Annotated in this window: 26 protein-coding genes; 13 read left to right on the top strand and 13 right to left on the bottom strand. The window is 60.5% G+C overall.

The genetic code is table 11. The features are described from left to right. Window positions 1-2 precede the first annotated feature (2 nt). Complete coding sequence (locus AF70_RS17570) at window positions 3-1,667, top strand: bifunctional diguanylate cyclase/phosphodiesterase (RefSeq protein ID WP_019580484.1); 1,665 nt, start codon at window positions 3-5, stop codon at window positions 1,665-1,667. 104 nt (window positions 1,668-1,771) lie between these two features. Here the strand turns inward: AF70_RS17570 and AF70_RS17565 are convergent, their stop codons facing one another. Then, window positions 1,772-3,169: a NorM family multidrug efflux MATE transporter gene (locus AF70_RS17565; RefSeq protein ID WP_018927512.1), complete on the bottom strand. Its 1,398-nt coding sequence runs from the start codon at window positions 3,167-3,169 to the stop codon at window positions 1,772-1,774. 157 nt (window positions 3,170-3,326) lie between these two features. Between AF70_RS17565 and AF70_RS17560 the strand changes: the two genes are divergently transcribed. The 3 genes from AF70_RS17560 to AF70_RS17550 all read left to right on the top strand — a co-directional run bounded on the left by AF70_RS17560 (window position 3,327) and on the right by AF70_RS17550 (window position 7,806). After that, entirely contained in the window at window positions 3,327-4,247 is a 921-nt protein-coding gene (locus AF70_RS17560; protein WP_019580487.1) for a LysR substrate-binding domain-containing protein, read from the top strand. 185 nt (window positions 4,248-4,432) lie between these two features. Continuing rightward, window positions 4,433-6,409, top strand: coding sequence for a methyl-accepting chemotaxis protein (locus AF70_RS17555; protein WP_028939142.1), 1,977 nt, complete (start codon window positions 4,433-4,435; stop codon window positions 6,407-6,409). Window positions 6,410-6,591: 182 nt separating this feature from the next. After that, the gene (locus tag AF70_RS17550) at window positions 6,592-7,806 is read left to right on the top strand and encodes an aldose 1-epimerase family protein (RefSeq protein WP_028939141.1); all 1,215 of its coding nucleotides are present in this window, start codon (window positions 6,592-6,594) and stop codon (window positions 7,804-7,806) included. A 6-nt stretch (window positions 7,807-7,812) separates the two neighbouring features. Here the strand turns inward: AF70_RS17550 and AF70_RS17545 are convergent, their stop codons facing one another. Next, complete coding sequence (locus AF70_RS17545; RefSeq protein ID WP_019580491.1) at window positions 7,813-9,306, bottom strand: YifB family Mg chelatase-like AAA ATPase; 1,494 nt, start codon at window positions 9,304-9,306, stop codon at window positions 7,813-7,815. Between the two features lie 123 nt (window positions 9,307-9,429). After that, window positions 9,430-9,615 carry a hypothetical protein gene (locus tag AF70_RS17540; protein WP_019580492.1) on the bottom strand — a complete coding sequence of 62 codons (186 nt, stop codon included), beginning with the start codon at window positions 9,613-9,615 and terminating at the stop codon, window positions 9,430-9,432. Window positions 9,616-9,863: 248 nt separating this feature from the next. Here AF70_RS17540 and AF70_RS17535 point away from each other — a divergent pair, with 248 nt between their 5' ends. Both AF70_RS17535 and AF70_RS17530 read left to right on the top strand, forming a co-directional pair. Next, the gene (locus tag AF70_RS17535) at window positions 9,864-10,142 is read left to right on the top strand and encodes a type II toxin-antitoxin system RelE/ParE family toxin (RefSeq protein WP_026331819.1); all 279 of its coding nucleotides are present in this window, start codon (window positions 9,864-9,866) and stop codon (window positions 10,140-10,142) included. Window positions 10,143-10,150: 8 nt separating this feature from the next. Further along, on the top strand, window positions 10,151-10,456 hold the full coding sequence (locus tag AF70_RS17530) for a HigA family addiction module antitoxin (RefSeq protein ID WP_019580494.1): 306 nt from the start codon (window positions 10,151-10,153) through the stop codon (window positions 10,454-10,456). 52 nt (window positions 10,457-10,508) lie between these two features. On the opposite strand, the gene AF70_RS17525 is transcribed toward AF70_RS17530, so the two are convergent. Together AF70_RS17525 and AF70_RS17520 are read right to left on the bottom strand one after the other, a co-directional pair. After that, complete coding sequence (locus tag AF70_RS17525; RefSeq protein WP_028939140.1) at window positions 10,509-11,036, bottom strand: Bro-N domain-containing protein; 528 nt, start codon at window positions 11,034-11,036, stop codon at window positions 10,509-10,511. Between the two features lie 397 nt (window positions 11,037-11,433). Then, complete coding sequence (locus AF70_RS17520; protein WP_019580496.1) at window positions 11,434-11,700, bottom strand: accessory factor UbiK family protein; 267 nt, start codon at window positions 11,698-11,700, stop codon at window positions 11,434-11,436. Between the two features lie 416 nt (window positions 11,701-12,116). Here AF70_RS17520 and glnK point away from each other — a divergent pair, with 416 nt between their 5' ends. From glnK to sutA, 4 genes are all read left to right on the top strand, one after another. After that, complete coding sequence (gene glnK, locus AF70_RS17515) at window positions 12,117-12,455, top strand: P-II family nitrogen regulator (protein ID WP_002555808.1); 339 nt, start codon at window positions 12,117-12,119, stop codon at window positions 12,453-12,455. Window positions 12,456-12,490: 35 nt separating this feature from the next. After that, on the top strand, window positions 12,491-13,828 hold the full coding sequence (locus AF70_RS17510) for an ammonium transporter (protein WP_007941275.1): 1,338 nt from the start codon (window positions 12,491-12,493) through the stop codon (window positions 13,826-13,828). Window positions 13,829-14,041: 213 nt separating this feature from the next. Beyond that, entirely contained in the window at window positions 14,042-14,467 is a 426-nt protein-coding gene (locus AF70_RS17505; RefSeq protein ID WP_018927529.1) for a secondary thiamine-phosphate synthase enzyme YjbQ, read from the top strand. 102 nt (window positions 14,468-14,569) lie between these two features. Continuing rightward, the gene (gene sutA / locus AF70_RS17500; RefSeq protein WP_007941277.1) at window positions 14,570-14,893 is read left to right on the top strand and encodes a transcriptional regulator SutA; all 324 of its coding nucleotides are present in this window, start codon (window positions 14,570-14,572) and stop codon (window positions 14,891-14,893) included. Window positions 14,894-14,973: 80 nt separating this feature from the next. On the opposite strand, the gene AF70_RS17495 is transcribed toward sutA, so the two are convergent. From AF70_RS17495 to AF70_RS17470, 6 genes are read right to left on the bottom strand one after another with little or no spacing between them, the layout of a single operon-like run. Continuing rightward, complete coding sequence (locus tag AF70_RS17495; protein WP_019580497.1) at window positions 14,974-15,681, bottom strand: HAD family hydrolase; 708 nt, start codon at window positions 15,679-15,681, stop codon at window positions 14,974-14,976. After that, complete coding sequence (gene xerC, locus AF70_RS17490) at window positions 15,678-16,577, bottom strand: tyrosine recombinase XerC (protein ID WP_007941279.1); 900 nt, start codon at window positions 16,575-16,577, stop codon at window positions 15,678-15,680. Before xerC ends, AF70_RS17495 begins: the two co-directional genes overlap by 4 nt. 2 nt (window positions 16,578-16,579) lie before the next feature. Further along, on the bottom strand, window positions 16,580-17,305 hold the full coding sequence (locus tag AF70_RS17485; RefSeq protein WP_007941280.1) for a DUF484 family protein: 726 nt from the start codon (window positions 17,303-17,305) through the stop codon (window positions 16,580-16,582). Between the two features lie 13 nt (window positions 17,306-17,318). Further along, window positions 17,319-18,149, bottom strand: coding sequence for a diaminopimelate epimerase (gene dapF, locus AF70_RS17480; protein WP_018927533.1), 831 nt, complete (start codon window positions 18,147-18,149; stop codon window positions 17,319-17,321). A 4-nt stretch (window positions 18,150-18,153) separates the two neighbouring features. Further along, complete coding sequence (gene lysA, locus AF70_RS17475; protein WP_028939139.1) at window positions 18,154-19,401, bottom strand: diaminopimelate decarboxylase; 1,248 nt, start codon at window positions 19,399-19,401, stop codon at window positions 18,154-18,156. 9 nt (window positions 19,402-19,410) lie between these two features. After that, window positions 19,411-19,584 carry a lipoprotein gene (locus AF70_RS17470; RefSeq protein ID WP_007941283.1) on the bottom strand — a complete coding sequence of 58 codons (174 nt, stop codon included), beginning with the start codon at window positions 19,582-19,584 and terminating at the stop codon, window positions 19,411-19,413. Window positions 19,585-19,822: 238 nt separating this feature from the next. Between AF70_RS17470 and cyaY the strand changes: the two genes are divergently transcribed. The 3 genes from cyaY to rnk all read left to right on the top strand — a co-directional run bounded on the left by cyaY (window position 19,823) and on the right by rnk (window position 21,096). Beyond that, a complete protein-coding gene (gene cyaY, locus AF70_RS17465) occupies window positions 19,823-20,155 on the top strand; it encodes an iron donor protein CyaY (RefSeq protein ID WP_019580500.1) in 333 nt (110 codons plus the stop codon). Between the two features lie 4 nt (window positions 20,156-20,159). Then, window positions 20,160-20,378 carry a DUF1289 domain-containing protein gene (locus AF70_RS17460; protein ID WP_081791024.1) on the top strand — a complete coding sequence of 73 codons (219 nt, stop codon included), beginning with the start codon at window positions 20,160-20,162 and terminating at the stop codon, window positions 20,376-20,378. 307 nt (window positions 20,379-20,685) lie between these two features. Then, window positions 20,686-21,096, top strand: a complete 411-nt coding sequence (gene rnk, locus AF70_RS17455) for a nucleoside diphosphate kinase regulator (protein ID WP_028939138.1) — start codon at window positions 20,686-20,688, stop codon at window positions 21,094-21,096. A 5-nt stretch (window positions 21,097-21,101) separates the two neighbouring features. On the opposite strand, the gene AF70_RS17450 is transcribed toward rnk, so the two are convergent. Continuing rightward, window positions 21,102-23,948, bottom strand: coding sequence for a class I adenylate cyclase (locus tag AF70_RS17450; RefSeq protein ID WP_028939137.1), 2,847 nt, complete (start codon window positions 23,946-23,948; stop codon window positions 21,102-21,104). 207 nt (window positions 23,949-24,155) lie between these two features. After that, complete coding sequence (locus tag AF70_RS17445) at window positions 24,156-24,401, bottom strand: TIGR02647 family protein (RefSeq protein WP_007894898.1); 246 nt, start codon at window positions 24,399-24,401, stop codon at window positions 24,156-24,158. Window positions 24,402-24,428 lie beyond the last annotated feature (27 nt).

Raw genomic sequence — 24,428 nt, 5'->3', positions numbered from 1 at the left:
GCTTGTCTACGCCTGTCGAACCCTTGCGTTTGCTGCTACTGGCCGAAGAGCCGGCGTGGGCAGCGTTGTTGCGCGAGTGTCTGGCTCCAATGGGGAGTTCGGCAGTGCTGCTCAGCGCGCCGAGCTGGGAGTCGGTCAGCAACCTGTTCGATGACAACCGCAGCGCGGTGTTGTTGACGATTCCTGCTCTGCAGCCGGCACCTGGCCGTTGCAGCCTGCCGACGGTGTTGCTGCTCGAACACGAGCCGCTGGCGCCGCCCGACGGTGTGAGCGACTGGCTGGTGCGCAACCTGCTGGATCCCGGCATGTTGCGCCGCTGTCTGCGTCATGTTCGTGAGCGCGGGGTGTTGGAGAACACCTTGCAGCGCCTGGCCGAGCAGGATCCGCTGACCGGCATCGCCAACCGTCAGGGTTTCCAGACCTTGCTGGCGGCGCGTCTGGCGGACAACGACGGCCGCGGCCTGGCCCTCGGTCACCTCGACCTCGACAACTTTCGACATGCCAACGACGCCCTCGGCCATCAGGCAGGCGACCGGTTGATTCTGCAAGTGGTCTCGCGGCTGAAAAGCCAGCTGGAGGCCGGCGATCAACTGGCGCGGCTGGGTAGCGATGAGTTCGCCCTGCTGATCGACACCCGCCGCGCCCCGCAGCGCGCTGAATGGATGGCCGAACGGATTACCGAAGCCTTGTCCGAACCCTACTGGATCGACGGCGAAAGCCTGTTGATCGGTTCCAGTCTCGGCATTGCTCACGCCCGGGCGCAGGCCGGCGCCGACCCGCTGATGTGGCACGCGCACATCGCCATGCAGCAGGCCAAGAGTACTCAAGGCTGCACCTTTCACATCTTCAACGAGCGGATCAATCGCAATGCCCGCAGCATCGCCGACCTTGAAAGCGAGCTGCGCCGGGCCTTACGCCGCGATGAGCTGGAGTTGCATTACCAGCCGCGCCTGAACCTTGAGGACGGTCAGATCGTCGGCCTCGAAGCTTTGGTGCGCTGGCGTCATGGCGAACGCGGTTTGCTGCCCCCCAGCGAGTTCGTGCCGCTGGCCGAGCAAAGCGGCTTGATCGTGCCGCTGGGTTACTGGGTGATTTCCCGAGCCCTGCGGGACATGCAGGCGTTGCGTGAGCGGGGTCTGCCGGCGCTGCACATGGCGATCAACCTGTCGTTCCGGCAGTTTCAGGACAGCCAGTTACTGTCGACCCTGAGCCGGCTGATTGCCGAGCGTGGCGTCGAGGCGCAATGGCTGGAATTCGAACTGACCGAAACCGCGGTGATGCGTCGCAGTGACCTGGTCAAGCAGACCATGGACGCCCTCGGGCGGCTCGGTGTGCGCTTCTCGCTGGACGATTTCGGTACCGGGTTCTCATCGTTCGTGCACCTGAACAGCCTGCCGATCGCCTTGTTGAAGGTCGACAAGAGCTTTGTCGGCGGCATGGAAGAGCGGGAAGAGAATCGCAAACTGGTGCACGCAATGATCAACCTGGCGCACAACCTCAACCTCGAAGTGGTTGCCGAAGGGGTGGAAACACCGGAGCAGCTGGATTTGTTGCGCGGATTTGGTTGCGATCAGGTGCAGGGGTATCTGATCAGCAAGCCGTTGCCGTTGGCGGAATTGGTTGAGTATTTGACCTTCGGCTCCAGCCAGCAGGCTGTGCTGGCTTAACAACGTACCGTAGGAGCGAGGCCTGCCCGCGAAGGCGGAGTGTCAGTCGATATTGTTGTTAACTGACACTCCGCCTTCGCGGGCAAGCCTCGCTCCTGCAGGGTTTAATCAGGCTGGGTGATTTGGAAGCTCGGCTGCGACGATGGCTCGCGCCGAATCATCCGCGTCATCTTCCACTCAAACGCCAGCGTCAGGCTCACCGCCGCACACGCCAGCCCCAGCGCCAACCCCCACCAGACGCCCGTCGGCCCCCAGTTCAGATGGAAGGCCATCCACCAGGCGGCCGGCGCACCAATCAGCCAATAGCAGCCCAAACCCACCAGGAACGTGGTCTTGGCGTCCTTGAGTCCGCGAATGCAGCCCATGGCAATGGTTTGCGTGCCGTCGAACAGCTCGAACCACGCCGCGACCGCCAACAAGCTCACGGCCAGTTCGATGACCGGGCGAAACGCCGGGTCGTTGTGGTCGAGGAACAAGCCGATCAACTGATTCGGCAGCAGCCAGAAGACCATCGCAAACCCCAGCATCGACACCGCCCCGAAGGCGATCCCGACCCGTCCGGCCAGCCGCGCATCCAGCAATTGCCCGGCGCCGTAATGCTGGCCGATGCGCATGGTGATCGCGTAGGAAAGCCCCGCCGGCACCATGAACGCCACCGAGACGATTTGCAGGGCGATCTGGTGCGCCGCCAGTTGCGTGCTGCCCATGGTGCCCATGCACAGCGCGGCGAAGGCAAACAGGCCGACTTCCACCGCATAGGTGCCGCCAATCGGCAGGCCCAGGCGCCACAACTCCTTCAAGTACTGACGATTGGGCCGCGACAGCCCCTGGCGCAACGGATAAGCGTCATAGGCCGGGTGCCGACGAATGTGCAGCGCGAGCGCCAGCGCCATCAGGTTGGCCACGATCGCTGTGACCAGACCGATGCCCATCAGGCCCATTTTCGGCAGGCCGAACATGCCGGTGATCAACGCATAGTTGAGCAGGAAGTTGGCCACGGTGCCGCCGAGGCTGATGACCATCACCGGCGTCGCCCGGCCGATGGCGCTGGTGAAGCCGCGCAGCGCCATGAAACTCAGGTAGCCGGGCAGGGCGAACGGCAGGATCAACAGAAACTGGCCGGCAGCCTGGACGTTGGTTGCGGTCTGGCCGAACAGCAGCAGCACCGGTTTGAGGTTCCACAGCAGCAGGCCCGCCACCAGCGCCATCAACCAGGCCAGCCACAAACCGGCCTGGGTCAGCCGCGCTGCGCCGATGATGTCGCCCGCGCCCTGACGGATCGCCACCAGGGTGCCGACCGCCGCGATCACGCCGATGCAGAAGATCGACACGAACGAATACGTCGCCGCGCCCAGACCGCCGCCGGCCAGCGCCTCGGGACTCAGGCGCGCCATCATCAAGGTGTCGGTGAGGACCATCAACATGTGCGCCAACTGCGAGGCAATCAACGGCCCCGCCAGCCGCAGGATGGCCCAGAGTTCAATACGCGCTGGATGCTGCATGATCATCACGCTCGATTGTCAGAGAAAACAGGAAGCGTCGATTCTCGGCGCTCTGCGGGGTTTCCACAAAGGGATAAAAAGGATGGGTGGCATGATTTAAACTCATGCTCGGGACTTTCTGATAAGTTGAGGCAACCGCGCTATAGGAGGTTTCCCAATGTCTCGTCGTCTTCCTCCCTTGTATGCCCTCCGAGCATTCGAAGCGGCGGCGCGGCATAGTTCGTTTACCCGCGCCGCCGAAGAGTTGTCGATCACGCAAAGTGCGGTCAGCCGGCACATTCGTACGCTCGAAGAGCATTTCGCCTGTCGGCTGTTTCATCGCAGCGGGCGCAACCTGCAACTGACCGAGTCAGCGCGGCTGATCCTGCCGGGCATTCGCGAAGGCTTCACCGCCCTTGAGCGGGCCTGCAACACCTTGCGCGCCGAAGACGACATCCTGCGCATGAAAGCCCCGTCGACCCTGACCATGCGTTGGCTGTTGGCGCGGCTCAGTCGCTTTCGGCATTTGCGCCCGGGGAACGAGGTGCAATTGACCAGCGCCTGGATGGACGTCGATACGGTGGACTTCAACCACGAACCCTTCGACTGCGCCGTCATCCTCAGCAACGGGCATTTTCCACCGGACTGGGAGACGACTTTGCTGTTCCCCGAAGAGTTGATTCCGGTGGGCGCGCCGAATCTGCTGAAGGATCAACCGTGGGACGTTGCGCGCCTGGCCAGCACCGAACTGCTGCACCCGACGCCGGACCGCCGTGACTGGCGCAACTGGCTGGAGCGCATGGGCCTGAGCGATCAGGTCTCGCTCAAGGGCGGGCAGGTGTTCGACACCCTGGAACTGGGCATGATCGCTGCCGCCCGTGGCTACGGCGTGTCCATGGGTGATTTGCTGATGGTGGCGGAGGATGTCGCGCAGGGACGTCTGAGTTTGCCGTGGCCGACGGCCGTCGCCAGTGGTGAGAATTATTACCTGGTCTGGCCGAAAACCCGCCCGGGAGGTGAACGTTTGCGCCGGCTCAGCGATTTCCTGCAAGGCGAAGTCCGGGCTATGGAATTACCGGATGTCGAGCGCCTGGGCTGAATCGATGGAGTCGCTGCAATGGCGGCCTTGAGCCATATCCCCGTTAATCACTCAAGTATTCGGCTTTGCCGCCGAAAATCTGCTGATGGAACCTTCGTACCAGGCTCCACGTTTTCCCCACAATCAGAAATTTAGCCGAGTGCGACGGGATCAGGATGATCCGGCCCACTGGGTCAGGAGCTGTCATGTCTCAACCTCGTGCTCGGATTGCTTCACAGCTGGGTCTTGCGCTTGCCGTGATACTGGCGATTGTCATCAGCGGCAGCGCCGTGTTTGCCCTGCGCTCGCTGGACGCCGCCAACCTCGCCACCCGCGAAGAGCACCTGGCCAGCGAGGCGCGGCTGCTGGCCGATCAGCTGAGCACGTTCCACGGCACGTTGCGTGAGAGTACCCAGCGCCTCAGCGGCCTGTTCGAGAAGCGCTTCAGCGCCGGTTTGAGCGTGCACCCGGATGAGCCGGTGGCCGTGGCGGGCGTGCAGACCCCGGGCCTGCACCTGGGCGGCGAAGTGTTGAACAACAACTTCAAGGAAGTGGACGAGTTCAAGCAAATGACCGCCGGCGTTGCGACACTGTTCGTGCGCAGTGGCGAAGATTTCATTCGGGTCAGCACGTCCCTGAGCAAACAGGACGGCACCCGGGCCATCGGCACATTGCTGGATCACGCTCATCCGGCCTATGCGCGCTTGATGGCCGGGCAGAGCTACGTCGGTCGCGCCTTGCTCTTCGAACGGTCCTACATGACTCAATACACCCCCGTACGCGACAGCGGCGGTAAGGTGATTGCCGTGCTATTCGTGGGATTCGATTACACCGACGCCCAGAACGCCCAATTCGAAAACCTCAAGCGCTTCCGCATCGGCCAGACCGGCTCCCTGGCGCTGCTCGATGAGCAGAGCAAATGGCTGGTACCGATCGCCGGTGTGCAAGCGTTGGACGTGGCAGCACCGGCCATCGTCGGTCTGGCCAAGACACCGGGCAAGGGCGATTTCTGGAGCGACAAGTCGCAAGACTTCTACAGCATTGCCGTGCCGTTCGAAGGCGGGCCGTGGTCGGTGGTGGCGAGCATGCCGAAAGCGGAAATCCGCGCGGTGACCTGGAGCGTCGGCATTCGCCTGGCCATCGGCAGCCTGTTGGCGATGTTGCTGGCGGTGGGTTCGGCGGTCTGGTTGTTGCGCAGCAAACTGGCGCCGCTGGGGGATCTGGTGCGTCAGGCCGAAGCCTTGGGTGCCGGTGATTTGAGCGTGCGCCTGAGCGTGTCGAGCAACGACGAAATCGGTCAGTTGGCCCGCGCTTTCAACCAGATGAGCCAGGCCTTGTCGACCATGGTCGAGCACATTCGTAGAGCCTCGGAAGAGGTCAACAGCCGCGCCCAGGCGTTGTCTGGCTTGTCCGGTGGTGCCTATGAAGGGATGGAGCAGCAGTCCGGCGAGATCACCAGCATGGCCGGCGCCGTGGAAGAGTTCAGCGCCACCTCGTTGAACATTGCCGACAACATGGGCAACACCCAGCGCTTGGCGCAGGAAAATGCACAGCAAACCCAGATCGGTCGTACGTCGATGGACGAAGCGTCCTCATCCCTGGAACAAATCGCTGGTGCGCTGAACAGCACCGCGACTGTGATCAACACCTTGGGTCAGCGCTCCCAGGAAATCGGCGGCATTGTCGGGGTGATCACCGCGATCGCCGAGCAAACCAATTTGCTGGCACTCAACGCTGCCATCGAAGCCGCCCGTGCCGGTGAACAAGGTCGTGGGTTTGCGGTGGTGGCCGATGAGGTGCGTAACCTGGCCTCACGTACTCGCCAGGCCACTGACGAAATTTCCGGGATGATCCAGAGTATCCAGCAGGAAACCGGCAACGCGATCAGCACCATGGAGCAGGGTAACGTGCTGATGCAGGAAGGCTTGTCGCGCAACGCCAACGTCGCTTCAGCCCTGGCGCGAATCGATGAGCAAAGCCGCTCGGCCGGTCAGCAGTTCGCCGCCATCACCACCGCCACCCAAGAGCAAAGCAGTACCGCGACCTTGCTCAGCAGCAATCTGCAAAGCATTGCCCTGGCGAACAGTGAGCAGCGGGAAGTGGTGTCGAACCTGGCGGTGACTGCCAAAGAGCTGGAGAAGCTCGCGGCGGACTTGCGGCATGAGGTTGACCGGTTTCGTTGAGGCGCTGCCCAAATCGCCATCGCGAGTAGGCTCGCGATGGCATCAACTCGATTCTCCGCGTTACCCACAAGCCCCGTATCGACGATCATTTGGCATTTGCCGTCGTGATCTCGATTTTTATACTTGCTGAAACGTTTCTTCAAGTTTATAAAAATGGCACAACTCCAATAAAGGCTGCTGCCATGACCCCGCTCAAACTCTTCGTTGCCCTCAGCGCACTGTCCGCTGCTTCCCACGCCATGGCCTGGGATTACGTCCTGCTCGATACCGACAAAGCCGCCCAGAACTGGCAGATCACCAGCCAGCAACTCGGCGTAAAAACCGCCAAACCCTTCTCCGTAACCCTGCGCACCTTGCACGGCGGTCGGCAGGAGGGTGTCAGCATCGTCGACATCGATAACGGCACGATGAAACTCTCGGTGGTGCCGACTCGCGGTATGAACGTGCTGCAAGCTTCGGTCGGCAATGTGCGCATGGGCTGGGATTCGCCGGTCAAGGAAGTGGTCAACCCGTCCTTCATCGAACTCAACGGTCGCGGTGGCCTGGGCTGGCTGGAAGGTTTCAATGAACTGGTCACCCGCTGCGGCTACGAATGGGTCGGCCATCCCGGCATGGACAATGGCGAGCTGCTGACCCTGCACGGTCGCGCCGCCAACATCCCGGCCAACAAAGTCACCCTGCATATTGATGAAAAACCGCCATACGCCATCAGCCTGCGCGGTGAACTGAAAGAGCAGGCATTCAAGAAAGTCGACTTCTCCGTCGCGACCGAACTGGTCACCGAACCCGGCAGCGTCGTGTTCGCCCTCAACGACACCCTGACCAACAACGGTGATTATCCGAAGGAATATCAGGCGCTGTATCACAGCAACTTCAGCACTCCGTTCCTGGAACAGGGCGCCCGTTTCGCCGCTCCGGTGAAGCAGGTGTCGCCGTTCAACGACAAAGCCAAGGGCGATCTGCCGGACTGGCAAACCTACCGCGCACCGACCAAGGACTACGACGAGACGGTTTACAACGTGGTGCCATATGCCGATGCCAAGGGCGATACGTTGACCGTGCTGCATAACAAGGCCGGCAGCCTGGGTGTCTCGGTCGGTTTCAACACTCAAACACTGCCGGTGTTCTCCCTGTGGAAAAACACCGATACCCAAGGCCAGGGCTACGTCACGGGGCTGGAGCCGGGAACGAGCTTTTCCTATAACCGCCGGTATCAGCGGCCACTGAACCTGGTGCCGACAATTGCGCCGAAGGAACAGAAGCAGTTCCGTATCAGCTACAGCTTGTTGGCGGATAAGGCGGCTGTGGATAAGGCGTTGAAGCGGGTGAGCGAGATTCAGGGTGGTCGGGAGACTGAAGTGCGGCAGACGCCGTTGGTTGATCTGACCAAGGGGTGACACGGACTAGAGTGTTGTTGGCCGATATTGCAGCGCTTCGGCCAGGTGTTCGCGTCTGATCCCGTCAGCCTGCTCAAGGTCCGCCAGCGTGCGCGCGACCTTGAGCAGTCGATGGGCCGCTCGCAACGACAGCGTTAAACGCTCGCAGGCGGATTCCAGCCAGTTTTCATCGGCTGTGGATAACTTACAGTGTCGGCGTAGGCCTGGCAGGTCGAGAAAGGCATTGGCGCAACCTTGGCGTTTGTGTTGCCGCTCTCTTGCATCAGCAACCAGCTTGGCGGCGGTGGCTGTATCGTCGCCGGGTTTTAACGCAGGATTCAGCGCCGTAGCCTCCCGAGCAACCGTCAGGTGCAGATCGATGCGGTCCAGCAGCGGCCCCGACAGTTTGTTGCGATAGCGCTGCACCATGTCCGGCGTACAGGAACAACGGCCGCTTGGCTCGCCAAGATATCCACAGGGGCAGGGGTTCATCGCAGCCACCAATTGAAAGCGCGCCGGAAAGCGTACGCGGTCCTTGGCGCGGGAAATCACGATGTGACCGGACTCCAATGGCTCTCTCAATACCTCCAATACCTTGCGATCAAATTCCGGGAGTTCATCGAGGAACAGCACGCCATGGTGGGCGAGGGTGATTTCACCGGGTTGCGGTTTCGAGCCGCCGCCTACCAGTGCAGGGCCTGAAGCGGAGTGGTGAGGCTGTCGGAAGGGGCGCTGTGGCCAATGACTCAGCGGCACACAACTGGCGACCGATTGAATCGCCGCGACTTCCAGTGCTTCGCTCTCGGCCAATGGCGGTAACAGCCCCGGCAGACGACTCGCCAACAACGTTTTTCCCGTCCCCGGCGGACCGCTGAACAGCAGGTTATGAGCCCCCGCCGCTGCAATCAGCAAGGCTCGCTTGGCCGCAAGTTGTCCCTGCACTTCGTTCAAGTCGGGATAGGGTTTGCTGGCGTAGAGCAAACCATTGGAAGCGTAGGGTTCGATGGGCGTGTGACCATTGAAATGCGCGACCGCTTGAAGCAGATGATCCACCGCAATCACCTTCAACCCCGACGCCAGGCAGGCTTCTTCTGCGTTCGCTCGCGGGACTACCAGCGTGCGCCCGGCCTTGCGTGCCGCCAACGCCGCCGGCAACACCCCGCGAACCGCCCGCACCGCGCCCGACAGCGCCAGCTCTCCCAGGCACTCCACGTCATCCAGCGTCAACGTCGGCACCTGCACACTGGCCGACAAAATCCCCAAGGCAATCGCCAGATCGAACCGCCCGCCGTCCTTCGGTAAATCGGCTGGTGCGAGATTCAAGGTGATGCGCCGCGCTGGAAATTGCAGGCCGGAATTGATGATCGCGCTACGCACCCGGTCCTTGCTTTCTTTCACCGCCGCCTCGGGCAGCCCGACCATGGTCAGCGACGGCAAGCCGTTAGCCAGATGCACTTCGACGGTGACGGCGGGCGCATCCACGCCGACTTGGGCGCGGCTGTGGACGATGGATAGGGACATGGTCGTTCCTTGAGCTGACAGGGAACCGCTTCCTGCGGGTTTTTGAAGGGTAGACGGGGAGTGAGGGTTTAGCGTGGCGGCAAGGGAAGGAAACTTTCGCAGGATGTTGCGAGTTTTGGTGAGCTAATCCGGGAGCTTCGTCAGGCTCGTGCCTGCAAGCCAGCCACTCGGTTCAAGTTCTTTGCCCTGAGCAGCGGCGACATCAAAAAAGCGGCGTTGATTGGCCGATACGCTCCCGGCTAACCGGAGTGCCTCAGCATGATATTTAGTGGCGAGTAACAGTTTGGCTTTTTGTTTTTTAGATTTCATAGCGACCTTTTCGATTTGTAGATTGGTTTTTTTGGGTCAGTCAGCTTAGGAGGTGGACACGGTTTTGATGCAATGGGAATTGGCGCTTGTTTTTGTAGGATTCGGCTGGATTTCGAAAGCCTTCTGAAGGGCTCAGGTAGTCCTTTTCCTAAAGTTTTGAGAGGGGGACCAGGAATCGCAACACGCGTTTGCATTAGTGAATTCAGGTTATACACTCAAGATTAATGCATAACGTTAAGCTTTAAATTATGATCGTTGGCTTTAAGTGTTCTGAGACCGAGTACCTGTTTCGCAACGGAAAGACCCGTATGTGGTCAGCCATTCTGAGTGTCGTGGAACGAAAGCTGACGATGCTTGATGCTGCTGCGGTGCTGATGGACCTTCGATCACCACCAGGCAATCGATTGGAGGCGCTGGAAGGAGATCGAAAAGGTCAGCACAGCATCCGCATCAACGCTCAATGGCGAATTTGCTTTGTTTGGGGTCTTAACGGACCAGAGAATGTCGAAATCGTCGATTATCACTGAGGTGAGTAATGACTAAGAATGGTATGCGCCCGGTTCACCCTGGCGAGATCCTCAAAGAGGAATACCTGGAGCCTCTGAGCCTTACGGCTGCAGCCTTGGCCAGAGCGTTGAGCGTTTCGACGCCTACTGTGAACGACATCGTACTACAGCGTCGAGGTGTCAGTGCCGATATGGCTCTAAGGCTATCTATCTGCCTGGGCACGACTCCCGAGTTTTGGCTGAACCTGCAATCGACATACGATTTGCGAAAAGCCGAGATCGAACGAGGGGCTGCGATCCGGGATCAGGTTGAGCGGCTCCCGCACTGCGCCTGAACCTCTGTTCCTGAACGAACCCCACGCGATAAACGTGGGGTTTTTTTGTCGTTCAGAATGCCTGGAGTATTCGTGACGCACGCTTCCACCACGGAGCATTGACCATACTTCGCGGTCGTTCCTCATTCGGCAGCAGTTGCGGAACATCCTGCAACCGAATCCACGGCTGGTTATTCCAGTGCAGCAAACTCAACGACATCTGCGGCCAATTGAGCAGGCTCAGAATCGGGCGTTCGATTGAGGTGGGATGTTGGGCGTCTCTGAGGGCTGGGACCACGTCGTGGGTCAGCCATTCGCGCAGGCCTCGGTATTCGGGGCAGTAGTGGTAGACCAGTAATGCGTAGACGCCGGATTCGCTGATCAGCAGTGTGTTTTCTACAGTGCCGTGGATGAGCAGTTGTACGGTTTGGTGTTGGTCGGGATCGAGTTTTCGTAACGCTCGTTCGTCCAGGAAAAGCCGGAGCAATCGGCCGAGGTCGCGGGCGCTGAACCAGGCCTGGTTTTCGAGGAGTAGGGCGTGGAGGTGGAGTTTGTGGCGGGTGAAGACGTGGGGGATCAGGTAAGCGTCATCGCGATTCATTGATACAGCTCCTTTTGCTTAAAGGGCTGCCTGCAATCGTCGCCAAACAATTGGGTGGCAGCTGTACGCGGGTTGGCGAACCGGAGCAAAAGGAACCCGGCAGACCCGAAGGTCTCCCACGCACAGCCGCCATGATTCGATGCGGCGGAAATTAGCCCGCTATCGGATGGTTGTCGTGCGCCTTAAGCTTCCAGGGTCGCCAAACCCAGTGCTGAACATTCAGCAGAAGGTGAGCTTAGGAACCGGGGCTTTGCGGCGCAATCGGACGGCGGTGGTGCTCTTTGTAGGACGTTGCCGGGATGTGTGCAGGGCTTAAGATCAAAAGATCGCAGCCTTCGGCAGCTCCTACAGGACACATTGAATGATCGTTTCCACGCAGAGCACGGGAACGACCAGGTTACTCGGCGTCAGCAACTGGATTGAGCTTCGCTTCCAGCTCCGCCACTTTAGCCTCAAGGCTTTCCAGCCGCGCCCGGGTCCGCGCCAGCACAACCATCTGACTATCGAATTCTTCCCGGCTCACCAGGTCCAGCTTGCTGAAGCCGCTTTGCAACAAAGCCTTGAACTGGCTTTCGATTTCGCTTTTCGGCAGTGGGGTGTCGCCGCTGAAGAGGCGGGAGGCGGTGCCGCTGAGGGCGTCGAGGAAGTCTTTGGGCGCGAGCATGGGAAATGTCCTGTCAACAATGGCGGGCAGTGTACCACGCAGTGTCTATAGTCAATCTCGGCGGCTGGGATGCACGCTTTTCGCGCATGCGAGTGGACGGTCGCGCACTGTTGTTGTGCGTAACCGTGGCGTCAATCGGCTGGAGGGGTCTGTGGTAGCGGCCAAGGGCTTGAAATCAATGGGTTTTGGATAGATGGCAAGCTTTCTGCTTAGTCGCTGGTGACCCATGCACTGATGCAGTCGCTGTGACGAATGCAGTGCGCCAAGCGGAACGGGGGAAGTTTCGTGCGGAGTGGTTAGCTGGCGTCGGACGGGCAGGTAAAGCCGACGATGCGTTACAAAGCCAGGCACTGCGCTTAGACTTGAGTCGGGTTTGTTTTCCTGGGGCAAGTCCACCAATTCGGGAGAGAGTTTTCATGAAGCTAGTCACTGCCATCATCAAGCCGTTCAAACTGGACGACGTGCGCGAGTCGCTGTCCGAGATCGGCGTGCAGGGCATTACCGTTACTGAGGTCAAAGGCTTCGGTCGGCAGAAGGGTCACACCGAGCTGTATCGCGGCGCGGAGTACGTGGTCGATTTTCTGCCCAAGGTGAAGATCGATGTCGCCATTGACGACAAGGATCTGGACCGGGTTATCGAGGCGATAACCAAGGCCGCCAACACCGGCAAGATCGGTGACGGCAAGATCTTCGTGGTCAATCTGGAACAGGCGATTCGCATCCGTACCGGCGAAACCGATACCGACGCAATCTAAGCCGCCACAAACCCAACGCCCCAGGAGAAAACAATATGACTCTGCGTAAAATCGCAGGGCTAGGAGCCCTGTTGTCCCTCGTAATGCCCGGCCTGGCCATGGCGGCAGACGAAGTGGCGGCCCCAGTCCTCAACTCCGGCGACACCGCCTGGATGATGACCTCGACAGCCCTGGTGCTGTTCATGACCATTCCCGGCCTCGCGCTGTTCTACGGCGGCATGGTTCGGTCGAAAAACCTTCTTTCCGTGATGATGCAGTGCTTCGCCATTACCGGTCTGATCAGCGTGCTGTGGGTCATTTATGGCTACAGCGTCGCGTTCGACACCACTGGTATGGAACAGGGCGTCATCAATTTCAACTCGTTCTTCGGGAGCCTGAACAAGGCCTTCCTCGCCGGTATCACGCCTGCGAGTCTGACCGGGCCTGCGGCGCTGTTCCCTGAGGCAGTGTTCGTCACCTTCCAGATGACCTTCGCCATCATTACCCCGGCACTGATCGTCGGCGCCTTCGCCGAGCGGATGAAGTTCTCCGCCATGCTGATTTTCATGGGCGTGTGGTTTACCCTGGTTTACGCACCGATTGCGCACATGGTCTGGTCCGGCAACGGCGGCCTGTTGTGGGACTGGGGTGTTCTGGACTTCGCCGGTGGCACCGTGGTTCATATCAACGCCGGTGTGGCCGGTCTGATTGCCTGCCTGGTACTGGGCAAGCGTAAAGGCTTCCCGACCACTCCAATGGCGCCGCACAACCTCGGTTACACCTTGATGGGTGCTGCGATGTTGTGGGTCGGCTGGTTCGGTTTCAACGCCGGTTCCGCTGCCGCAGCCAACGGCACTGCAGGCATGGCGATGCTGGTGACTCAGATCGCTACCGCCGCTGCGGCGCTGGGCTGGATGTTTGCCGAGTGGATCACTCACGGCAAGCCAAGTGCACTGGGTATCGCCTCGGGTGTGGTGGCCGGTCTGGTTGCAATCACTCCGGCCGCTGGCACCGTGGGCCCGATGGGCGCTCTGGTGATCGGTCTGGCAGCAGGCGTGGTGTGCTTCTTCTGCGCGACTACCCTGAAACGCAAACTCGGTTATGACGATTCCCTGGATGCCTTTGGCGTGCACGGTATCGGCGGTATCCTCGGCGCGATCCTGACCGGTGTGTTCGCGGCACCGTCCCTGGGTGGTTTCGGCACCGTCACCGACATCGCGGCTCAAGTCTGGATTCAGTGCAAAGGTGTGGGCTTCACGGTGATCTACACCGCGATCGTCACCTTCATCATCCTCAAGGTGCTGGACGCTGTCATCGGTCTGCGTATCACCGAGGAAGAAGAGGCAGTCGGCATCGATCTGGCGCTGCACAACGAACGCGGCTACAACTTGTAAGCACGCCTACAAAAAAATGCCCGGCTTGCCGGGTATTTTTTTGTCTTGATTTTGTCAGTGAAGGAAAGGCTGAAAGGTTTTTTCATACACGTTCAGGGGCGTTTACATCGGGTGTTTTTCTGCGGCCAATGGCTTACACGATTGAAGGAATATTAGGGCCTTTGTTTTTTCCCAGAGCGCGCTAGAATGCGCCCCGAACGTGCGGAGAACTGTATGTGGCAACAGACTCTGATTACCCTGCGGGCACGGCCCCGGGGCTTTCATCTGGTAACGGACGAGTTACTCGCCGGCTTGCCTGAACTCAAGGCGTGTCGGGTCGGTCTGTTGCATTTGTGGCTACAGCATACCTCGGCGTCGTTGACCATCAACGAGAACGCCGATCCGGCGGTACGTCGCGACTTCGAACGATTTTTCAATCGTCTGATCCCACAAGGAACAGACGACTATGAGCATAACGACGAAGGCCAGGACGACCTCCCGGCGCACTTCAAGGCCAGCGTGCTTGGCTGTCAGCTCAGTTTGCCGATCTCGGCAGGCCGACTGGCGTTGGGAACCTGGCAAGGCGTTTATCTGGGCGAGCACCGTGATCATGGCGGTGCCCGTAAAGTCCTCGCCACCGTGCACGGTGAAGGGGAATAAACCGCTGGTCACCAGCGGTGGTTGAATTTTTTCCGGCGGCCTTCGACAGAAGGCAAAGCTGGGCTATAACTAATCTGCTTTTCGCAAGTCATGAGGTAGAACATGAGCGACGATGATCTGGAAAACGACGACCTCGAAGTAGGCGACGAAGACGAGGCCGAAGAAGGCCTGGAAGCAGCAGCGGAAGACGTTGCTGACGATGACGGTGCTGATGTGCCCGTTCCCACTGCCAAAGGCAAAGCCAAGGCAGCGGTATCGGTCGATGAGCTGCCGAGCGTTGAAGCCAAGAACAAGGAACGCGATGCCCTGGCCAAGGCCATGGAAGAGTTTCTGGCACGGGGCGGCAAGGTGCAGGAAGTGGAGGCCAATGTGGTCGCCGATCCTCCCAAGAAGCCTGATAACAAGTACGGCAGCCGGCCTATCTAAGCGCCTGCTTCCTGCTTGCTGAAAAAGCCCGCCGTCGCTGCGGGCTTTTTCATGGGGGAAAATCAAAAGATCACAGCACCTCAAATATCGGCTGAGTTCCAGCGAGCCAACAACCCCGGCAACTCGGTCAAACTGCGAATCTCGGCATCCGGCGCCCTCTCGGCTTCCCACACTTTGCCCGCCGGGTTAAACCAGATCGCTCGCAACCCCGCCTGCTGTGCTCCGGCAATGTCATCGCCAGGATGATCGCCGATATGCACCGCGGTTTCGGCGGTCGCGCCGCCACGTTGCAACGCTTCATGAAACAGTCGCGCATCCGGTTTGGCGATGCCGATGTCTTCGGCGCACAGGGCAAACCTGAAGTAATCCGCCAGGCCCAGTCGGCGCACATCGGCGTTGCCATTGGTCACTACACCGAGGGCGTAGTGCTTGGCGAGTGTCTCCAGCGTCGGCTCGACTTCGGGGAATACTTCCAATTGATGCCGGGCATGCAGAAACACTTCAAAACTTTGATCAGCCAGGTCTGAGGCTTGACCATGGTCGTAACCAGCCTCTTCCAGAGCATGAAAAAGCACCCGCCGACGCAGCGCACTGATTCGGTGCTTGAGGTTCGGCTCGTTGCTCAACACCCGCTCGCGAATCGACCACAAATGTTCCACCGGCACCGCGCCCAGGTTCGGCGCATGCTCGGTCAGCCATTCACGCAATATGGCTTCGGCGCTGGCGATTACCGGGGCGGTGTCCCACAGGGTGTCGTCGAGGTCGAAGGTGATCAGTTGGATGGTCATGAATCATCGCCTTTAATGCGTTTGGCCCGTGGATGGGCGCTGTCGTAGACCGTCGCCAGGTGCTGGAAGTCCAGGTGGGTGTAGATCTGGGTGGTCTTGATGTCCGAGTGGCCGAGCAGTTCCTGTACGGCGCGCAAGTCCTGAGAGGACTCCAGCAAATGGCTGGCGAAAGAGTGTCGCAACATGTGCGGGTGCAGGTTCTGCCCCAGCTCGCGCTCGCCGGCGGCCTTGACCCGCACCTGAATCGCCCGGGGGCCAAGGCGCCGGCCTTGCTGACTGACAAACACCGCGTCGTCCGCCGGGTTGGCCATGGCCCGCAACGGCAACCATAACTCCAATGCTTCGCGAGCCTTTTTGCCGACCGGCAACAGCCGGGTCTTGCTGCCTTTACCGAGGACCTGGACCATGCCGTCAGCCAGGTCCAGTTGATCAAGGTTGAGCCCGGTCAGTTCGGAAAGGCGCAAGCCGGAGGAATAGAACAACTCCAGAATCGCCTGATCCCGACGGGCCAGGAAATCATCCTCCACCGCGCCTTCTAGCAGTTGCAGCGCACGGTCGGTGTCGAGGGTTTTCGGCAGACGACGCTCGCCCTTGGGCGGTGCCAGGCCATTGGCCGGGTCGTGGTCGCACAGGCCTTCGCGGTTCAGATAATGATAGAGCCCGCGCACCGCCGACAGTAGCCGCGCCAGGCTGCGGGACGATTGGCCTTGTGCATGCAGGCGGGCGATCAGGCTGCGCAGCCGCTGGATATCCAGTGCGGCCCAGCTGCCGATGTTCTGTTTGACGCACCAGCCAAGCACTTTGTCGAGGTCGCGGCGGTAGGCGTACAGCGTATGCGGCGACACTTGCCGCTCACTGCGCAGGTGTTCGCAGTAAGCGTCCAGTTGCCGTTCCACGATCAGCGTACCGAGCGCAGGGAGTTGTTGACCCGTGGCAGTACGCGGCCCATGACTTCGGCGATGTAGCTGAGGAACAACGTGCCCACCGAACTCTTGTAATGCTGCGGATCGCGGCTGGCGATGGCCAGAACACCGTGGATGCCCTGGTGGCTGATGGCGACGACGGCGGTGGAGCCGATCTGCTTGCGCTGTTCTTCGCCGAACAGGAAGTCCAGTTCATGCTCACGCAGGCTGCCGCAGACGCTCTTGTCTTCCGAGAGCAGGCCGCCGATGGCCGTTTGTGCGTCGGCGTGGGTGACCCAGCGACCTACCGGCATCGGGTTGTCGCCCAGCAGGATCAGGCTGACGAAGGGCACCTGGAAATCCTGGCGCAGGCTGTCTTCGACGCCGATCACCACGTCTTCCAGGCTGGTCGCGTCCATCAGCGTGAGAATCAGACGGCGGGTCTTGTCGAACAGGCGATCGTTGTCGCGGGCCACGTCCATCAAGTGCGAGAGACGATGACGCAACTCGATGTTGCGATCGCGCAGAATTGTCATCTGGCGTTCGACCAGCGAAATGGTGTCGCCGCGCTGGTGCGGAATGCGCAGGGCCGGGAGCAGTTCTTCATGCTCGATGAAGAAATCCGGATGAGCCTCCAGGTACGCGGCAATCGCCGCCGCCTCAAGGCTTTCGGAAGGGGATTCGTCGGGCTGTAGGGCGGGAACCTGGGGCTTGTCGGTCATGGATTTCGCTCACTCAAAGACGCACTTGTCCTTCGTATACGCGTACTGCCGGGCCGGTCATCATGACCGGTTGGCCAGGGCCTGCCCATTCAATGGACAGGCGCCCGCCGGGCAGGTCGATCAATAGCGGCGAATCCATCCACCCCTGGCTGATCGCGGCCACCGCGGCAGCACAAGCGCCGGTTCCGCAGGCCTGGGTTTCCCCGGCCCCGCGTTCCCAGACGCGCAACTGCGCGCGGTTCCGGTCGATGACCTGGAGAAAACCGACATTGACCCGCGCCGGAAAGCGCGGGTGATGTTCGATTTTCGGCCCCAGTTCATGCACCGGTGCTTTGTTGATGTCGTTGACCCGCAACACGGCATGGGGGTTGCCCATGGACACCGCAGCCAGTTCGACCATGGTGCCGTCGACGTCGACCTGATAGCTCAGGGCCTGGCTTGGGGCTTCGAACGGAATCTCGGCCGGCACCAGGCGCGGGGCGCCCATGTTGACGCTGATCTGGCCATCGTTGCGGATGTCCAGTTCGATGATGCCGCTTTTGGTCTCGACGCGAATCTGCCGCTTGGCGGTCAGGCGCTTGTCGAGCACGAAGCGGGCGAAGCATCGAGCGCCGTTACCGCACTGTTCCACTTCGGAGCCGTCGGCGTTGAAGATCCGATAGCGGAAATCCACGTCCGGGTTGCTGGGCGCCTCGACGATCAGCAACTGGTCGAACCCGATGCCGGTGTGCCGATCGCCCCATTGCTTGGCATGCTTGGGCAGAATGTGCGCGTGCTGGCTGACCAGGTCGAGAACCATGAAGTCATTGCCCAGGCCGTGCATCTTGGTAAAACGCAGCAGCATGGGGTTACTCCGGCAGCAGGCTTTCGCCAGCAAACAACTCGGCTACCGTCTCGCGGCGACGCACTTCGATTGCCTGATCACCGTCCACCAACACTTCAGCGGCGCGGCCGCGGGTGTTGTAGTTGGAACTCATGACAAACCCGTAGGCACCGGCCGAATGCACGGCCAGCAGGTCGCCTTCCTCCAGCGCCAGCTGACGGTCCTTGGCCAGGAAGTCGCCGGTTTCGCAGATCGGGCCGACGATGTCGTAGGCACGCGTCGCGGTATCGCGAGGGCGCACGGCGGTAACGTCCATCCAGGCCTGGTACAGCGCCGGGCGGATCAGATCGTTCATGGCCGCATCGACGATGGCGAAATCTTTGTGTTCGGTGTGCTTGAGATACTCGACCTGAGTCAGCAGCACGCCGGCGTTGGCGACGATAAAGCGGCCTGGCTCAAACACCAACGCCAGGTCACGACCGTCGAGGCGCTCGCGCACGGCCTTGATGTAGTCGGCGGCCAATGGCGGCTCTTCATCGCGATAACGCACGCCCAGACCGCCACCCAGATCGATGTGGCGCAGGTAGATGCCGCAATCGCCGAGGCGGTCGACCAGGCCCAGCAGGCGGTCGAGGGCATCGATGAAGGGCGGCAGGGTGGTCAGTTGCGAACCGATGTGGCAATCGACGCCGACCACTTCCAGGTTAGGCAGTTGCGCGGCGCGGACATACACGTCTTCGGCGTCGGCGATGGCGATGCCGAACTTGTTTTCTTTGAGACCGGTGGAAATGTACGGGTGCGTGCCGGCATCGACGTCCGGGTTGACGCGCAGCGAGATAGGCGCGCGAACGCCCAGCTCGGCGGCGACTACTTGCAGACGTTCGAGCTCATCGGTGGATTCGACGTTGAAGCAATGCACGCCGACTTCCAGGGCGCGACGCATGTCGTCACGGGTCTTGCCGACACCGGAGAACACGATCTTTTCGGGGCTGCCGCCAGCGGCCAGTACACGCTCCAGTTCGCCACGGGAAACGATGTCGAAACCGGCGCCCAAACGGGCCAGGACATTCAGTACACCCAGGTTGGAGTTGGCCTTGACCGCAAAGCAGACCAGGTGAGACGTGCCGGCCAGCGCATCGGCGTAAGCCAGGTACTGGGCTTCGATGTGGGCACGGGAGTAGACGTAGGTCGGTGTACCAAAGCGTTCGGCGATGGCGGACAGGGCAACACCTTCCGCGAACAGCTCACCGTCACGGTAGTTAAAAGCGTCCATGGCGTTCCCTTATTGGTAGACGTCGTGTTTGTGTGCTTTCGACGGAGACTGTTGCGACGACTTGGCCTGCTCTGCAGGATCCTGGCTGTCATCGGGCAGGTACAGCGGGCCTTTTTGACCACAGGCCGATACCAGGCAGGCAACCGCGACGAGCGCAGCAAGGGAAGAGATCAGGCGCTTCATGGCGAAATCCTTGAAAATGCGTTAATTGCGCCGGAGTATACCGGCCACCCGGCAGCTTGCCTATGTGACGCGGCTCCCGTCCGGCGGGCCTTTGACTGTGGCGCAGTAACTTGTCCTGCGTTGCGCAGGGATATTTCGTACCGCACCTCGTCCTTGGTGGTTATTCTTTGCAATCATCGGGGCTCGCCCGTATCTTGCGGCGCTTGAGCGTGAGTAGACACTTTTTGAGGTTCCCGTAATGAGTTTGACTGAAGCCCGTTTTCACGATCTGGTCGATGCCACCCAGCAGACGCTGGAGGATATTTTCGATGAGAGTGACCTGGATATCGATCTGGAGAGCTCGGCCGGTGTGCTCACCGTCAAGTTCGAAAACGGCAGCCAGTTGATCTTCAGTCGTCAGGAGCCGTTGCGGCAATTGTGGTTGGCGGCGGTGTCGGGTGGCTTCCACTTCGACTACGACGAAGAGAGCAAGCGCTGGATGTGTGACAAGAGCGACGAGCAACTGGGTGAGATGCTCGAGCGCATCGTCAAGCAGCAAGCCGACGTCGAACTCGAATTCGAAGGTCTGTGAGATCGTGACCCAGCCTGCGCCCGTTCGCCCGCCCAAACCGCTCTATAGCAACGTTAGCCCGGCAGTGCCTTCGCCGTGCAGCGGTGTGTGCCGGCTGGATGAGCAGAAGGTTTGCCTGGGGTGTTTTCGGCATGTCGAAGATATCCGCGAATGGCGCTCGGCCGATGATGAGCGGCGGCGGGTAATTTGTGCGCAGGCTGCACAACGCAAAATCTTGGCTTAAGGGCTTAAGGGCTTAAGGGCTTAAGGGCTTAAGGGCTTTTGTGGCGAGGGGGCTTGCCCCCGTTCGGCTGCGCAGCAGTCGTAAGCTTTTTGGGGCCGCTTCGCGACCCAACGGGGGCAAGCCCCCTCGCCACATCGCTCCCTCGCCACAATGGTCAGCGCTGGGCCGTGGTCGCCCCCGGCTTGTTTATTTATTGAGCTGTGATAGTGTCCAGATACGCCTCAACCCATCGAGGCTCGTGAAAACCCCGCCTTTTTCTGGCGGGGTTTTGCTTTTTTCGTGCAGAAGAAAGGAGTCTGCCCTGATCATGACCGCACCTTCCATCACCCTTACCCGTCTGGACGTGCAACGTCTGGAGCGCCTGATCGACAGCCTGGATGACTCGCTGCCGGGCGTTATCGCGCTGCAAACCGAACTGGATCGCGCCGATACCCTGGTCGGTCACGAAGAGGTGCCGGCCGATGTCGTGACCATGAATTCCCGTGTGCACTGCCGCGAAGAGAGCAGTGGCAAGGACTACCACCTGACTCTGGTTTACCCCAAGGATGCCAACGCTGACGAAGGCAGGATTTCCATTCTGGCGCCGGTGGGCAGTGCGTTGCTCGGCCTGAAGGTTGGCCAGCACATCGACTGGCCGGCACCGGGTGGCAAGACGCTCAAACTGACCCTGCTGGAAGTTGAATCGCAGCCTGCAAACGGCGGCGCTTTCCCGGAATGAACCCCTCAGACCTGCTCGAGCGCCTCGTTCAATGCGCGCTCCAGGTCGGCCTTGTAGCGCAAATACAAATTGCTTGAACTCTGACCATCACCGAGCAGGCCCGACAGGTCCAGGTCGGTGATGTAGCAGCGATAGCGTTCGGTCTCGCGGCGCTGCTCGACGATTTCCCGGGCGACCACACTGAACAGTTGGTCGCCGTGTTCCAGCTCTGAAAATTCCCGCTGATTGCAATACAACGTGACTTGCACCTGTCCCGGTGCGGCTTTGCCGACGATCGCCTGCACGTCATAGAACGGTTTGTTGACCGGGGTTTGCGGCGCCGGTCGGGCTTCGACCCGACGCGCCCGCGCGGTGCCTGAAGGCAATAACTGGTAATACAAAGTCTCCAGGCTCAGCGGCTGGGCGGCGTCCATCGGTAGCAAGGCGTCGCGCCGGTACTGGATCGATTGCAGGAAACGTTGCAGCGGCACCAGCAGGCTTTGTTCGTCGTGATAAGGCAAACGCTGCTGCCACAGGGCATTGAATTCATCCAGCACGTACAGATCGGCCTGGTGTTCGTTGATCCGGTAGAACACCTGAACGCAGTCGGGTTGCCCCATGGGCAGGATCAGCGCCAGATCGTGGTCTTCCAGTGCCATCGGGTCCAGATGCAGCGGGCTGTAGCTCGCCAGCTCTTCGCCGAGGTAGTCAAACAGCGCCGGCAGCGTGGCGAGGGCAACGTGATTGACCTGGCCGGGCACCAGCTCCAGCACGTGGTAATGCTGCTGGACCTGAATCAGGTAACGATGATTGAGTTTGCTCAGCAGCAGGTTTTGCGCGGTATCGAGAACTTCTTCGACTCGTCGGGCTATGAATTGCGCGCGGTTGTGGCAGAAGCAACGTACCCGCAGCTTGGGCTGCTGTGGCCCGTCCGGCAGGTTGTTGAGGTAATCGCGCAGGCAGTCGAGCAGGGCATGGGGACCGTCAAAGCGGCTGACCAGCACCTCGTTCCAGCTGTTTAGCGTGACCTGATCCAGGGTCAGCACCAGATTTTCCCGCACGCCGGCGTAGCTCAGGGAATCGGTGCGCTCGGTGGTCATCAGGATGTTCATGTCGCGATGGTGCTTGAGCGGATCGACGCCGACGTTCACCAGAATCAGTACTTCGCTCGGCACGCTGGCGCGCAGCAAAGGCTCTTCGGCGATGGTGGTCAGGGGCAGGGCGATGCTTTGCTGCAGGCTGCCGAGCAGGTTGAACAGTTCGAACTCGCTCAAGTCGCTGGTGCCGGGGTGCAGGGCCAGGCGGGTGCTGCTGTCGATCACGCCGTTACGGTGACACCAGGTGAGCAGTTCGAGTAACTGGCGGCTGCGCTTGATCGGCGCGAAATGCTCCCACTCATGAGCGGTCAGGCTGCCGTTGTACAAACCCCATTGGGTTTGCCCCGGCTCTCTCTTGTTCGGGGCCTGCACCAGCGTCAGGGTGTCTTCGGCCAGATCGGGGGCGATGCCCGGGTTGATGCATTCGACCTTGTCGGCCTTGCGCTCGAAGGCCGCGTACAACCGCCGGCCCAGCACATTGAGGTCGCGCTTGTTGATCAGGCTGACGGTCTGCTCGTTACGGGCAAACTGTGTCAGGAAGCGGTAGCTGTAATTCAGTTCGCCGACCAAGGCACGGCGCTCGGCGCTGACCTGGCGGACTTTCCACTGGCTGCGGCTGTCGAGCAACGCCAACTGACGCTGATCCCAATGCCATTCGTGGGCCAGACGTTCGAGCAGCGAACGCTGCCAGCTCTGGGTGCGACCGCTGCTGCCGGTGAGCTTGCGATTGACCTTCAGGTACAGCGCACGGCGTACCAGTTCGAGCCGCTCCGGTTCGCCCCGAGCCGTGAGGTATTCCTCGATGCGCCGGTAAACCACCATGTACGGGTCCAGTTCATCGAGGTCCAGTCGATTGGCAAACACCGCCTGTTTGAAACGCAGGCTCAGGCAGTGGACTTTCGGGTGTTCACTGGCGTAGACCTCGGTCAGCAGCAGTTTTAGCACTGATTTGTAGGGCGATTCGATGCCTTTGAACAACTGCCAGAGCCCGGCACCGATGAATTCCCCGGGCGGGATGTGCGCCAGATGCCCCAGGTCCAGTGTTTCGTCGGCACGGATGAAGCGTTTGGAAAGCAACGTGTGGGTGTAACGGTCGTACGCAACCTCTTCGTAGACCGGCACCAGCCACCAGATGGGGGTGCGTCCGGCCAGCCAGATCGCGGTTCGATAGAACTCGTCCAGCAGCAGATAGTGCTGGGTGGTGCCACAGTCTTCCGAGCTCAACTGCGTATCGCGCTCGCCAAGCACGAAGCGGGCCGGGTCGATCAGGAAAAAGTGCGCCTCGGCGCCCTGGCTGGCGGCCCAGACTTCCAGCAACTGGCATTTCTTGCGCAGTTCAGCGAGCTCGCTTTCGCTCAGGTCCGGCCCATGACAGACCCACACGTCCATGTCGCTCTGATCGGCCTGGGCCAGGGTGCCGAGGCTGCCCATCAGGAACAGGCCGTGAATGGGGCGCGGCGGATTGCTGCCGTGGCGCGGCTTGTAGGAAAACGAGCGGGTCAGGCGTTGGGCTTCGGCGAGGGTGTTGATGTCGGGTTCGTAATTCGACAGGCCGGCCGGGGTGCTACCCGAAACGTAACCCGGCAACAGCGGATGATTGACGTGGAAAAACAGCGGCAGCAGGGTCAGCACCGTTTGCTGGCGGGTCGACAACCCTTCCATGGCACGGGCCATGCGACCCTCGTTGAGCTTCAGAAAACGGGCGCGCAGCTGGCTGAGAACCTTGCGATCGATTCCCTCGTCCAGATCGGGGCGGATTTCATGGGTGCGGGTCATGTCAGCTCAATCCGGCTCGCGGGGCTCGGACGTGGGAGGGCTCAGGGTGAGGGGCAGTTTAGCGCCTCGGCCCCGGGACTTTTAAGCTGATTTTGTTTTCCTGGCGTCAGATTTCTATCGTTTGGCGACGGCAGGTAACAGGGCCAGTCATCAAGTGTGCCCGCGGAAATCCCGTGACAGAGCTTTCCGTGGGCTATGCAGTGATGCTCAGGCTGTTTCCCGCACGGACAGAATGGTGAGAACGGTTTGCACGTTTTGTGCGGCGTCACGCCCCAGGCTGGTCAGGTAACCGCCATCGGGCTGGGTGATCAATTCTTTGTCGAACAGTCTTTGTGCGGCGGCAATGGCTTTCGGGGCAGCGGTCTGATGAATTTTCAAACCTTCCTGGGAACTGTCCAGGTTGAAGAGTGCGAGGATTTCCAGTTCGGCAACCAACTCAGGGGTAAGCGACATAAGGACTCCAGACTTTCTAGGAATTAG

The organism is Pseudomonas sp. KD5, from assembly GCF_012932895.1.
Taxonomy (GTDB): Bacteria; Pseudomonadota; Gammaproteobacteria; order Pseudomonadales; family Pseudomonadaceae; genus Aquipseudomonas.
This window is presented reverse-complemented; position numbering and strand designations above follow the sequence as displayed.